This window comes from Nonomuraea sp. NPDC049309 (assembly GCF_043196965.1).
Classification (GTDB): Bacteria; Actinomycetota; Actinomycetes; order Streptosporangiales; family Streptosporangiaceae; genus Nonomuraea; species Nonomuraea fastidiosa.
This window is the reverse complement of record NZ_JBICSH010000002.1, coordinates 540,390-552,623: the sequence shown is the minus strand read 5'-3', so window position 1 is coordinate 552,623 and position 12,234 is coordinate 540,390. Positions and strand designations below refer to the sequence as shown.

Here is a 12,234-nt window from a genome sequence, read left to right as displayed (position 1 = left end):
CTATAGGTCCGTTTCGTAGATGCAAGTGTCAATTATGTAAACACCGTAATTCCCTCAACTCTGGCCTTCACGTGAGGCATCAGAGCGTTGAGCTGCGCTGACTTCGCTGGGATCACATGGCTACAGCCGTAGATCCAGCTGCTTTCGTGCGCGGAGCAAACACTTCAAACTACTTTTCCTAGTAGCAAGCAGCTCCGCTTGCCGGCGACGGGTTGGCTGACGGCGGCCACGGCGATGGTGATGAACCGGTGCACCAATGCGAGACCTGATGCGAGAGCGCCCGTGGGCTGGTGGGCGGCGAGCCAGCTCATATGGCCCGGCGTCAGGGGTCGGAATCGACAGTTGGAATACGGTAGGGGGGTATGGTACGTTGAAGAGGATGGAAGGGGGCAGACATGGTCGGATACAGCCACAACAAAGAGGACCAGCTGCGTCGGTTGCGCCGGATCGAGGGTCAGGTGCGCGGGCTGCAGCGGATGGTCGATGACGACAAGTACTGCATCGACATCCTCACCCAGGTGTCGGCGGCCACGAGCGCCCTGCAGTCCGTCGCCATCTCCCTGCTCGAAGACCACCTGGCACACTGCGTCGCCGAGGCCACCGTCAAGGGCGGTCCTGAGGCCGAGGCCAAGGTCAAAGAGGCCTCCGAGGCCATCGCGCGACTTGTTCGTTCCTGACGAAATTCATGGGAAAGGGTTGATTGACATGGCCACCGCCACCTACACCGTCAAGGGCATGACCTGCGGACACTGCGTGAGCTCGGTCAAGGAGGAGGTCGGCGAGGTCGCGGGGGTCACCTTCGTGGAGGTCGACCTGGCCGGCGGCCTGCTGACCGTCGGCAGCGACAGCCCGGTCGACTCGGCGAAGATCGTCGCGGCCGTCGAGGAAGCCGGCTACGAGGTGGTGAATCCGGCATGAACACCGCGACCAGACTTGGCGTCTACGTCCTGGGGCTGGCCGTCGTCTTCGGCGGCGCCCTGGGCGCGGGGCGAGCGATCGGCCCGGCCGGCGCTCCGTTACCGGCGGAGGACCACAGCGCCATGGCCCCCGCCAAGCAGACGGCGGAAGGTCACGGTGACGATCATGGCGGCACCACGCGACAGGCCGCCAGTGATACCCCCGGGGGGCTCCAAGTGTCCGACAAGGGTTACGCCCTCAACCCCCTGACCACCATCAGGGCCGGCGAGCCCACCGATTTCCGTTTCACCGTGACGGGCCCGGACGGCAAGCCGCTGACCCGCTACGAGGTCGAGCACGAGAAAGAGCTGCACTTCATCGTGGTCTCGCGGGATCTGGCGACGTTCCAGCACCTGCACCCCGGCAGGGACGCCGACGGCGTGTGGTCCACGAAGCTGACGCTGGACGAGCCGGGCGCGTACCGGGCGTTCGCCGACTTCGTCCCCGCGGGCGGGAGCGGCCTCACCCTCGGTGCGGACCTGCTCGTCGCCGGTGACTACGAGCCCGAGCCGCCGGCCGAGGTCAGCCGCACCGCCGAGGTGGACGGCTACACCGTCACTCTGGATGGCGACCTGGTGCCGGGGCGGTCGAGCAAACTCACGCTGAGCGTCAGCAAGGACGGCAAGCCGGTGACGGACCTGCAGCCGTACCTGGAGGCGTACGGACATCTGGTGGCTCTGCGGGCCGGTGACCTGGCCTACCTGCACGTTCACCCGGACGGCACGCCCGACGACGGCAAGACGGCGGCGGGCCCGGAGATCGTGTTCTACGCCGAGGTGCCGAGCGCCGGCGACTACCGGCTGTTCCTCGACTTCCAGCACGACGGCAAGGTCCGTACCGCGGACTTCACCGTCCAGGCCGGGGCCGGACAGCCCAGACCCACGGCGGAGCCGAGCGCCGGCGCCTCCCACGACGACGACCACACGCACTGATCGCAGGACGCAGAGAAAGGAGAGGTGGAATGTCTTCCGTAACCGAAGGCAGGGCTGTCGAACTCACGATCGGCGGCATGACCTGCGCGTCCTGCGCCAACCGCATCGAGCGCAAGCTCAACAAGCTGGACGGTGTGACCGCGTCGGTCAACTACGCCACGGAGAAGGCGAAGGTCACCTTCGCCGCGGACATCGACCCGCAGCAGTTGATCGCCGAAGTCGAGAAGGCCGGCTACACCGCCGCACTTCCGGCTCCGCCCGCCGCCGAGGGCGGCACGGCGCCCGAGCACGAGCCTGAGGACGAGCTGCGGCCGTTGCGCCAGCGGCTGATCACGTCGGTCGTGCTGAGCGTTCCCGTGATCGCGATGGCGATGATCCCGCCGTTGCAGTTCACCAACTGGCAGTGGTTGTCGCTGGTACTGGCCGCGCCGGTGGTGGTGTACGCGGGCTGGCCGTTCCACAAGGCGGCGTGGACGAATCTGCGGCACGGCGCCGCGACGATGGACACGCTGATCTCGATGGGTACGCTGGCGGCGCTCGGCTGGTCGGTGTGGGCGCTGTTCTTCGGCACGGCGGGCACGCCCGGGATGACGCATCCGTTCGAGTTCACCATCGCGCGCAGTGACGGCTCCGGCAACATCTACCTGGAGGCCGCGGCCGGGGTGACGGCGTTCATCCTGGCCGGGCGCTACTTCGAGTCCCGCTCCAAGCGGCGGGCCGGCGCGGCGTTGCGGGCTCTGCTGGAGCTGGGCGCCAAGGATGTGGAGCTGGTCGACGGCCGTCGCATCCCGACCGACCGGCTGAAGGTCGGCGACACCTTCGTGGTGCGGCCGGGCGAGAAGATCGCCACCGACGGCGTGATCGTCGAGGGCTCCTCGGCGGTGGACGCCTCGATGCTGACGGGCGAGTCCGTCCCCGTCGAGGTCAGGCCCGGTGACGCGGTGACGGGCGCGACGGTGAACGCGGGCGGCCGGCTGGTCGTCAAGGCCACCCGGGTCGGGGCCGACACCCAGCTCGCCCAGATGGCCAAGCTGGTCGAAGAGGCCCAGACGGGCAAGGCCGCCGTGCAGCGCCTGGCCGACCGCATCTCCGGGATCTTCGTCCCGATCGTGATCGCGCTGGCCGTCGGCACGCTGGGCTTCTGGCTCGGCACCGGCAACGGCGTGGCGGCGGCGTTCACCGCCGCGGTGGCGGTGCTGATCATCGCCTGCCCGTGCGCGCTCGGCCTGGCCACCCCGACGGCGCTGCTGGTCGGCACCGGCCGGGGCGCGCAGATGGGTATCCTGATCAAGGGCCCGGAGGTGCTGGAGTCCACCCGTCGCGTCGACACCATCGTGCTCGACAAGACCGGAACGGTCACCGCGGGCAAGATGACCCTCACCGCCGTACACCTGGCCGAGGGCGAGACCCGCGAAGAGGTCCTGCGGCTGGCCGGCGCGCTGGAGCACGCCTCCGAACATCCCATCGCCCAGGCCATCGCCCGAGCGGCCCAGTCGGACGCCACGGTCGAGGACTTCGCCAACGTCGAGGGCCTCGGCGTGCAGGGCATCGTGGACGGCCACGCGGTCCTGGTCGGCCGGCCCCGGCTGCTGGAGGAGTGGTCGCAGCACCTCCCGCCTCAGCTCGCCGACGCGCTGCAGGCGGAGCAGGCCGAGGGCCGTACGGCGGTCGCGGTCGGCTGGGACGGCAAGGCCCGCGCGGTGCTGGTCGTGGCCGACGTGGTCAAGCCGACCAGCAAGGAGGCGATCGGGCAGCTCAGGGCGCTCGGTCTGACCCCGGTGCTGCTGACCGGCGACAACGAGGCCGTGGCCAGGAGCGTGGCGGCCGAGGTGGGCATCGACGAGGTGATCGCCGAGGTGCTGCCCGCCGACAAGGTCGACGTGGTCAAGCGCCTGCAGACGGAGGGGAAGGTCGTGGCCATGGTCGGCGACGGCGTCAACGACGCCGCGGCGCTGGCCCAGGCCGACCTCGGCCTCGCGATGGGCACCGGCACCGACGCCGCCATCGAGGCCTCCGACCTGACGTTGGTGCGGGGCGACCTGCGGGTGGCCGCGGACGCGCTGCGGTTGTCGCGTCGTACGCTGTCCACGATCAAGGGCAACCTGTTCTGGGCGTTCGCCTACAACGTGGCCGCGCTGCCGCTGGCCGCGCTCGGCATGCTCAACCCGATGATCGCGGGAGCCGCTATGGCGTTCTCCAGCGTCTTCGTGGTGAGCAACAGCCTGCGGCTGCGCCGTTTCAAGTAGAACCACTCGCGATGGCTCCGGGCAAACATCAGCCCGGAGCCATCCGCATGGAAGAAGGGGAAACAGGCTTTCCTGGCCGGCTGACGCAAGATCGAGGCGCATCTGCCCGTGAAGGAGAAGCCGCCGGCGGAGGGGCGCCGTTCCCCAGTTGCTCATCGAGATCATCGAGGGGATGCGGCCACGTCGTAGGCTGGTTCGCATGGCGAAGACCGGGACGGGCCAGCCTGTGTCTGGACGGCGTGCCGACGCCGAACGCAACATCGCGGCGATCCTCGACGCAGGGACCAGGCTGATCAGCGCCGATCCCACCGTGAGCGTGGCGGACATCGCCAAGGCCGCCGGGGTGGGCAGGGTGACGCTGTACGGGCATTTCCCCTCGCGGGAGGCGCTGGTGGACGCGGTGCTCGACCACGCGGTCAACGTGGCCGACATCATGCTGGCGGACGAGTTCATCGAGACCGCCCCCGCGCCGGAGGCCATGGCCCGGCTGCTGCGCTCGTCCTGGGAGGTGCTCGACCGGCACCGCCGGCTGTTCCTGGCCGCTGATCGGACGCTGCCCACCGAACGCATCAGGCAGCATCACGACCGGCCACTGCAACGCGTCCGGCGGCTCATCGAGCGGGGGCGGCGCGACGGTGACTTCCGCGCCGACCTGCCTCTCTCCTGGCTGGTGACCACGTTCTTCTCGATCCTCCACAGCGCTGCTCAGGAATGTGAAGCGGGCCGGCTCGAGCCGGAAGAGGCCGAGTCCGTGCTGATCAAGACGATGCTCTCGCTGCTCACGGTGCCTGCGGAGTTCCCACAGCCGTAGCCGCGTCTGGACAGCGCTGCTGTACGGGCCGATCGATCATGTCCGATGAACCCTACCCGGGTACCCTCGCGCGTGCTAACTTGAACATCAGTGTTCGAGTTAAGGAGGAGTGGGGATGAGTCATGACACGGCTCCCGTTCAGGTGCGCACCGGCGGGTGGAATGTGCTGGTGCTGCTGTGCCTGGCGCAGTTCATGCTGATCGTGGACATCACGGTGGTGCAGGTGGCGTTGCCGACGATCGGCGCGGATCTTGCGCTCGGCCGCGAGGCGCTGACCTGGGTGGTCACCACGTACACGCTCTGCTTCGGCGGCCTCATGGTCCTCGGCGGGCGGCTCGCCGACGTGTTCGGCGCCCGGCGCACGCTGCTGGCGGGGCTGGGGCTGTTCACGGCGGCCTCGCTGATGTGCGGGCTGGCCGGCGACGGCGGCGTGCTCATCGCCGGGCGCGCGCTGCAGGGGGTCGGCGCGGCGTTGCTGTCTCCCGCGGCGTTGGCCGTCATCGCCGCCACCTTCCACGGCGAACGTCGTGGTCGTGCGCTCGGTGTCTGGGCGGCCGTCGGTGGCACGGGAGCGGCCTTTGGTGTACTGCTCGGCGGCGTGCTGACGGCGGGGCCCGGGTGGGCATGGGTGTTCTTCGTCAACGTCCCGATCGGCCTGCTGGTGCTCGCGGCCGTGCCCGCCGTGGTGGCGCCCACGGAGGGCACGGCCGGACGGCGCGAGCGGCTCGACGTGCCCGGCGCGCTGCTGGTCACGCTGGCGACGGCGCTGCTGATCTACGGGTTGGTGACCGCGGGCGACGCCGGCTGGGCAGCGGCCGGCACGGTGCTGCCGCTCCTCGGCGCCGTGCTGCTGTACGCGCTGTTCGTGGTGGTCCAGCGGTCGGTACGGGCCCCGCTCATGCGCTCCGAGACGCTGGCCAGGCGGCCCGTGATCTCGGGGACGTTCGTCATGCTGGTGGCGACGGGGCTGATGCTGGGCCTGTTCTTCGTCAGCTCGCTCTACCTCCAGCACGCGCTGGGGTTCGGCGCGCTGGAGACGGGGCTGCTGTTCCTCCCGGTGGCCATCGCGATCACGGTCGGGGCGCAGCTCGGCGGGCATCTCATCGGCCGGATCGGCGGACGGCCGGTGGCGGTCGCGTCCTTCCTGGTCACCGCGGCGGGGGCAGCCCTGATGACGCGCATCTCGCCCGACGCGAGCGCGTACACCACGTTGCTGCCGGGGTTCGTGCTGGCCGCGCTGGGCATCGGGCCGGCGTTCGTGACGGCGACCACCACGACCATGGCGAACATCCCGCCCGGTGAGACCGGCGTCGCCTCCGGCGTCATCAACACCTTCCACGAGCTCGGCGGCTCGATCGGTGTGGCAGTCGTCTCTACGGTCGCCGCGTCGAGCCTCGTGCCCGGTGCGGCGGCGGGAATCGGCGGCTTCGTGGCGGGTCTCATGCTGTGCGCCGTCGTCGCGGGCGTCGCGGCGATCGTCGCGCTGGTCCTGGTTCCGCCAGGCAGGCCGACGACGTCGTTCGTGGGTCATGGGCACGGCCACTGACATGGCAGCCGTACTCGCGGCCTGGGCCGTCTGTCCTCTGGTCGGGCTCACCGGCAGCCGGCGAAATCAGATCTTCCCTGTGTCCCATCAAGGAGCGACCAGGTGATGACCACTGTCCTCATCTTCGGCGGGTACGGCGCGGTCGGTCGCGAGGCTGCGGCCGCCTTGACCGGATCTCCCGGCACCCGTGTGATCGTGGCCGGTCGCGACCCTGCCCGGGCGCGCCCCGTCGCCGGGGCCACGGCCATCCGCGTCGACGCCGCCGACTCCGGCGAGGTGGCCCGCCTGTTGGAGGGCGTCACCACCGTCCTCATGTGCGCCGAGACCGGCGACGCGCAGGTCGCCCGCGCCTGCCTGGAACGCGGCATCGGATACGTGGACGTCTCGGCCTCCCACGACCTGCTCGCCGAGATCCAGGCCCTCGACGACCTGGCCCTGGCCCGCGGCGCGACAGCCGCCCTCAGCGTCGGCCTCGTCCCCGGCGTCACCAACCTGCTCGCCCGGATCTGCGCCGAACGCTCGCCCGCCGGCGAGCTGCGCATCGGCGTGCTGCTCGGCTCCGGTGAGCGACACGGCCCCGCGGCGATCGCCTGGACCCTGGACGGGCTGGGCGAGCTCGGCGACTCGTGGACGATGGGCTTCCCCGCGCCGTACGGCCGGCGTACCGTTCACCGCTTCCCGTTCTCCGACCAGCACACCGTGCCCGGCACCCTCGGCGTGCCCGCCGCGCGCACCGGGCTGTGCCTGGACTCCCGCCTCATGACCGGTCTGCTGGCCGCGGCCGGGCGGCCTGCCGTTGCCCGGCTGCTGCGCCGCCGGACGGTACGCGGCCTGCTGCTCGCCGCGCTGGAGAAGATCCACCTCGGAAGCGACGGGTTCGCCGTGACGGTCAGTTCTGCCACGGCCGGGGCGTCCTTCAGCGGGCGGCTGCAGAGCCGGGCCACCGGGCGCGCCGCCGCGCTGCTCGTCCGCGACCTGCCCGCGCTGCCGCCGGGCGTCCGGCACATCGAGCAACTGGTGGACCCGGTGGCCTTTCTGACCGAACTCGCTGCCGACGAGTTCGAACTCCACCTCGACGACGACCATGAGCAAAGCGCTCGCCGCTGACCTTCGACGGTTCGCGGCCTACCGCCGACGTCCCATGGTGCCTCCTCAAGAAGGCCTTCAGGGGTCTGTTGAAATACCCCTTGGGGGTATATTGTTTGCGGGGAACGAGGAGGATTCATGAGACGTCTTCAAGCACTCGATCCGGCCGACGCGCCTGGGAAGTCCCGCGAGCTACTGAGCGACATCGTCGACCGGCATGGTGGAGTGGGTGACATGGTGGCCACGATGGCTCACTCGCCCGCTCTGCTCCAGGGCTATTTGGACTTCTCCCGAGCGATGAAGCGGGTGAAGATCCCGCGCCCGCTGAGCGAGAAGATCTCCCTGGCCGTGCAGGAGTGGATCGGTTGCGCGATGTGCCTGTCGGCGCACACTGAAGCAGCGCAGGCGGCAGGCCTGAGTGAAGCCGATATCGTGATGGCGCGGCAGGGCACGTCCACCGACGCACGCGAGGCAGCCTTGATCGCCCTGGCCGTTCGTGTGCTGGCTGAACCCTCGTCCATCACTGACGATGACGTGGCGGAGTTGCGTGCTCTTGGATGGAGCGACCGGGTGATGGCCGAGATCGTCGGTCTGGTCTCGCTGAACCTGTTGACGGGTGCCTTCAATCTCCTCATAGGCCTTGAGCCTGAGGAGACCTCCTAGGCATATCTAGGAACCCGCAGTGCTCCTGACTTCCTACCGAGGCCGGGGACACCACGGGAGCCAACGACGACCGGCGAAGGCGTCGAGTTCCACCTCAGGCTGCGCCGTTTCCAGTAGCAGTCATCCGTGTGGCCGGAGGCGATCCCCGCCTTCGGCCACAGTCGTGAATCTACGGATTTGCCCTTTTCGTGCCGTTAGCCGTCCCATGCGCCGGGTAGCTCTCGCTCCGTTCACCAGCAGGTCCAGGAGACGGGGAATCGACATGACCCTGCAAGTGTCCGAGATGCTCTCCACCTACCCGAAAGATCTGGGCGACGTCGACCAGGCTCGCCTCACGGCCTGCATCGAGGCATGCATGCGCTGCGCCCAGGCCTGTACGGCATGTGCCGACGCCTGCCTCAGCGAGGACACGGTCGGCGAGCTGACCAAGTGCATCCGCACCAACCTCGACTGCGCCGACATCTGCGAGACCACGGGACAGGTTCTCTCCCGGCACACCGGTTACGACGCCAACATCACGCGAGCGATCCTCGAAGCCTGCGCTCAGGTGTGCAAGGCGTGCGGCGATGAGTGCGCGCGGCACACCCAGCACTCCCACTGCGCCGTCTGCGCCGAGGCGTGCCGCGACTGCGAACGCGCCTGCCGGGAGCTGCTCGGCGCTCTCGGCTGACGCGAAGACGACCCTACGGCGCGTTCAGGCCGTTCTCGTACGCGAAGATCACCGCCTGGACGCGGTCGCGCAGGCCCAGCTTCATGAGCAGCCGCTTCACATGGGTCCTGATCGTCGACTCCTCCACCACGAGGGCGGCGGCGATCTCGCGGTTGGACAAGCCCCGCGCGATGAGGGCGAGTACCTCTCGCTCGCGCGGGGTCAGCCCGGCCAGACTTGACTGGTCGGCGAGGTCAGGGGTGGGCTGTTTGGCCATGCGATCGATCACGCGCCGAGTGACTGACGGCGACAGCAGCGAGTCGCCGGCCGCGATGGTGTGCACGGCGGCGATGAGCTCTTCGGGACGCGTGCGTTTGAGCAGGAACCCGGAGGCGCCGGCGCGTAGCGAGCCGAAGATGTAGTCGTCCTGCTCGAAGGTGGTCAGGATCAGGACCCGCACACCGGGCGCCGCCCGTGACAGCTCACGGGTGGCCATGATGCCGTCGAGGTCGGGCATGCGCACGTCCATGAGCACGACGTCGGGGAGAAGCCGGCACGCCTGCTCGACCGCCTCCCGGCCGGTCGCCGCCTCCCCGACGATGTCGATCGTGGAGTCGTTGGAGAGCAGCTCGGCGAGCCCGGCGCGCATCAGGTGATCGTCGTCGCTGATCAGGACGCGCGTCATGGGCGGTGGCCTCCGTAGGGGATGCGGGCATGCACGTGGAAGGCGTCGTCGGCGTGCTCGACGTCGAGGCTACCGCCGAGCAGCGTCGCGCGTTCGCGCATGCCGATCAAGCCGTGGCCGCCGTTGCGGCGTCGCGTGCCGTTGGGACATACGGGGTTGGTGACTTTGAGGTCGACGTCGCTGTCGCCGAAGGTCAGCTCAATGTGGACGTCGCCATTGCCGTGGCGGGCCGCGTTCGTGAGTGCCTCCTGGAGAATTCGGTAGACGGCCTGGTCGGCGGGGCCGCTGAGGGTTCGCGCCGAGCCTGAGGCATCCAGAGTGACCTGCAGTCCGGCTGCAGTGTGGCGGGCGATCAAGCCGTCCACGGACGCGAGTCCGGGCGGAGCCTCGTCGCCTGGGCTCTCCGTACGCAGGGTGCTGACGATCTGGTCGATCTCTCCGACAGTCTGACGTGCCAGTTCCTCGATCGCCTCCAGGGCCCGCAGCGAGCGGTCCGGATCTTGGTTGTGTCGTAGTCGGGCCGCGCCGGCGCGGACAGCAATCACGCTGATGGCGTGACCGGCCGAGTCGTGCAGGTCGCGGGCGATGCGAGCGCGTTCCTCGACGGTGGCGAGCAAGCGTTCCCGTTCCGCTTCCCGTTCGGCGCGTACGGCGCGTTCCCGGAGCTCGGCCAGTTGCTCGCGCCGCAGCCGCGTACGTTCGCCGGCGAACCACGCCACGGCCCAGGCGACAGGCGTCAGGACCAGCACCGTGATCCCCGGATCGCCCCCGGCTGCCACTGTGGTGGCGCCCATGTGGGCAGTGCCCAGGCCGACGACCACGGCGGTGGTGCGCCAGGTCCACGACTCGCGGGTCGCGGTGAGCAGGTAGAGAGCGACGGCAGGGCCAAGCGTCAGAGCAGATCGGGGTTCAAGGCCGCTGACCAGCACGCTCGCCCCGGAGGTCACCGCGAAGACGCCCAGCGGAAAGCGCCGCCACACCAGCAGGGGCACCGCCGAACACGCCACGAGCGCCAGGACCTTCGCGTCGACGTTCCCAGGTTCGAGCTCTGCGGGAAGGCCACGATGCGGGATCAGAGCCAGCCCGTGCGCCAGCAGCACCAGCGAACAGGCCAACGCTGTGATCATGATCGCGACGTCGAACAGTCGTCCCCAGACCTGCCGGGTTGCGAAGATCCGGTGCGTGGTCGTCGAGGACACGCAAGAGAGGCTACCTTCGCGCGAACGCAGGGGAATCCCCCCGTGGGGGGAGCCGTGTCCACGCAGCGGGGACATCGAAGTTCTCCTCTTGGGGTGACGCACCGCCCGGTCTGCCACGTGTGGACTGGACCTCGGAGGGCCACGGGAGGTGGCCGATCAGACCAGAGAGAGGACACACTCATGCCGGACTCGCCCCCCGACACCGGCCCGATGGCCGACCGCGGATCGCCCCCGGGTGTGCCTCGTTGGGTGAAGGCCGCCGCGATCGTCGTCGGCATCCTGATCCTTGCCTTCGCCGTCATGCGGCTCACCGGCCTCGGCGGCGAGCACGGTCCGGGACGACACATGCCGACGGGCTCCGGCGTCACTGGTCAACCGGTGCCGCAAGGCGGTGGCGCCGGATGACGATGGCGCCCGGCCTGCGCAAGGTCCTGCTCATCACCCACGTCAGCACTTCGGTGGGCTGGTTCGGCGCGGTCGCCGCCTACACGGCGCTTGACGTCGCGGCGGTGAACAGCCAGACCATTGCCACCGTGCGGGCAGCGCATCTCGCGATGGAGCTGATCGTTTCGTACGTGATCGTGCCGCTGGCGTTCGCCGCGCTGGTCACCGGTGTGATTCAGGCGCTGGGCACCCCCTGGGGATTGCTGCGCCATTATTGGGTGCTGGCGAAGCTTCTCCTGACCACGGTCGCTACCCTCGTCCTCCTGGTGGAAGCGCAGACGGTCGCGGCCATGGCACAGCATGCCGCCTCCAGCGGCGATCCCCGCGGAATGCCCGGCACGCTACCGCACTCCATCGGCGGTCTCGTGGTTCTGCTCCTGATCACGATGCTTTCCGTGGTCAAGCCACAGGGCCTGACCCGGTACGGCTGGCGCAAGCAGCAGGAGCAGAGACGCGCAAAGGCCGGGAAGCGCATGGCGACCACGCGATGACCGACGTACTCAGTGGCCGTGGTGGTACTGGTGCATCACCGCGTGGCCCTTGCCTCGGGAGATCAGCCACTTGTTCACCGGGGTCGTCACGATGAAGGCCACCACGAACGCTCCAGCGAGGGCCACCCAGAACAGCCAACTGTTCAGGCCGGCGTCCATGGCGCCGGGCACGGTCAGCATGACCGCGTTGTCCACGATCTCCATGACCGCGATGGAGATGGTGTCCGCGGCCAGCGCGACCTTCAACGCGGTGCGGAAGTCGACTCCGGTGCGGAGCACGCCGCGCATCGTCAGGGCGTAGCCGAACACGAAGGCCAACGCCACGGCGAGCACCACTGTGGCCATGTTGGACATGCCGGTGGCGGTGCCGATGACCATGCCCAGCACTTCGCCGATGGCGCAGCCGATCAGGCAGTGCAGCGTCGCCTGCGCGGCCATGCCCCATGTGGCTAAGGACGGGGCGGCAGGGTGATGACCGACGTGTTCCACGTGCTCGTGCTCGCTGGACTCAGTTGGTTCTGAGCT

General features: G+C 69.2%; 14 protein-coding genes. 11 read left to right on the top strand and 3 right to left on the bottom strand.

Annotation, left to right across the window (positions count from 1 at the left end):
- The first annotated feature begins 395 nt into the window (after window positions 1–395).
- The 9 genes from ACGFIM_RS16515 (at window position 396) to ACGFIM_RS16475 (ending at window position 8,911) form a co-directional block, all read left to right on the top strand.
- Window positions 396–677, top strand: coding sequence for a metal-sensitive transcriptional regulator (locus tag ACGFIM_RS16515; protein WP_393200823.1), 282 nt, complete (start codon window positions 396–398; stop codon window positions 675–677).
- A 28-nt stretch (window positions 678–705) separates the two neighbouring features.
- Window positions 706–918 carry a heavy-metal-associated domain-containing protein gene (locus ACGFIM_RS16510; RefSeq protein ID WP_393200821.1) on the top strand — a complete coding sequence of 71 codons (213 nt, stop codon included), beginning with the start codon at window positions 706–708 and terminating at the stop codon, window positions 916–918.
- Window positions 915–1,889 carry a hypothetical protein gene (locus tag ACGFIM_RS16505; RefSeq protein ID WP_393200819.1) on the top strand — a complete coding sequence of 325 codons (975 nt, stop codon included), beginning with the start codon at window positions 915–917 and terminating at the stop codon, window positions 1,887–1,889. The genes ACGFIM_RS16510 and ACGFIM_RS16505 overlap by 4 nt, the downstream gene beginning before the upstream one ends.
- A gap of 29 nt (window positions 1,890–1,918) precedes the next feature.
- Window positions 1,919–4,135, top strand: coding sequence for a heavy metal translocating P-type ATPase (locus ACGFIM_RS16500; protein WP_393200817.1), 2,217 nt, complete (start codon window positions 1,919–1,921; stop codon window positions 4,133–4,135).
- 199 nt (window positions 4,136–4,334) lie between these two features.
- Entirely contained in the window at window positions 4,335–4,946 is a 612-nt protein-coding gene (locus tag ACGFIM_RS16495) for a TetR/AcrR family transcriptional regulator (RefSeq protein WP_393200815.1), read from the top strand.
- Between the two features lie 115 nt (window positions 4,947–5,061).
- A complete protein-coding gene (locus tag ACGFIM_RS16490; protein ID WP_393200813.1) occupies window positions 5,062–6,492 on the top strand; it encodes an MFS transporter in 1,431 nt (476 codons plus the stop codon).
- A gap of 105 nt (window positions 6,493–6,597) precedes the next feature.
- Window positions 6,598–7,599 (top strand): saccharopine dehydrogenase NADP-binding domain-containing protein, encoded by a 1,002-nt coding sequence (locus ACGFIM_RS16485; RefSeq protein WP_393200811.1) that lies wholly within the window; start codon window positions 6,598–6,600, stop codon window positions 7,597–7,599.
- Between the two features lie 117 nt (window positions 7,600–7,716).
- Window positions 7,717–8,241 (top strand): carboxymuconolactone decarboxylase family protein, encoded by a 525-nt coding sequence (locus tag ACGFIM_RS16480; protein ID WP_393200809.1) that lies wholly within the window; start codon window positions 7,717–7,719, stop codon window positions 8,239–8,241.
- A gap of 262 nt (window positions 8,242–8,503) precedes the next feature.
- Window positions 8,504–8,911, top strand: a complete 408-nt coding sequence (locus ACGFIM_RS16475; RefSeq protein ID WP_393200807.1) for a four-helix bundle copper-binding protein — start codon at window positions 8,504–8,506, stop codon at window positions 8,909–8,911.
- Between the two features lie 13 nt (window positions 8,912–8,924).
- Here the strand turns inward: ACGFIM_RS16475 and ACGFIM_RS16470 are convergent, their stop codons facing one another.
- Window positions 8,925–9,575 (bottom strand): response regulator, encoded by a 651-nt coding sequence (locus ACGFIM_RS16470; protein WP_393200805.1) that lies wholly within the window; start codon window positions 9,573–9,575, stop codon window positions 8,925–8,927.
- Window positions 9,572–10,774, bottom strand: a complete 1,203-nt coding sequence (locus ACGFIM_RS16465; RefSeq protein ID WP_393200803.1) for a sensor histidine kinase — start codon at window positions 10,772–10,774, stop codon at window positions 9,572–9,574. The genes ACGFIM_RS16470 and ACGFIM_RS16465 overlap by 4 nt, the downstream gene beginning before the upstream one ends.
- A gap of 180 nt (window positions 10,775–10,954) precedes the next feature.
- Here ACGFIM_RS16465 and ACGFIM_RS16460 point away from each other — a divergent pair, with 180 nt between their 5' ends.
- Together ACGFIM_RS16460 and ACGFIM_RS16455 are read left to right on the top strand one after the other, a co-directional pair.
- Window positions 10,955–11,179 carry a hypothetical protein gene (locus ACGFIM_RS16460; RefSeq protein WP_393200801.1) on the top strand — a complete coding sequence of 75 codons (225 nt, stop codon included), beginning with the start codon at window positions 10,955–10,957 and terminating at the stop codon, window positions 11,177–11,179.
- Window positions 11,176–11,709 (top strand): hypothetical protein, encoded by a 534-nt coding sequence (locus ACGFIM_RS16455; protein WP_393200799.1) that lies wholly within the window; start codon window positions 11,176–11,178, stop codon window positions 11,707–11,709. Before ACGFIM_RS16460 ends, ACGFIM_RS16455 begins: the two co-directional genes overlap by 4 nt.
- Window positions 11,710–11,718: 9 nt before the next feature.
- On the opposite strand, the gene ACGFIM_RS16450 is transcribed toward ACGFIM_RS16455, so the two are convergent.
- The gene (locus ACGFIM_RS16450) at window positions 11,719–12,147 is read right to left on the bottom strand and encodes a DUF4396 domain-containing protein (protein ID WP_393200797.1); all 429 of its coding nucleotides are present in this window, start codon (window positions 12,145–12,147) and stop codon (window positions 11,719–11,721) included.
- Between the last annotated feature and the right edge of the window lie 87 nt (window positions 12,148–12,234).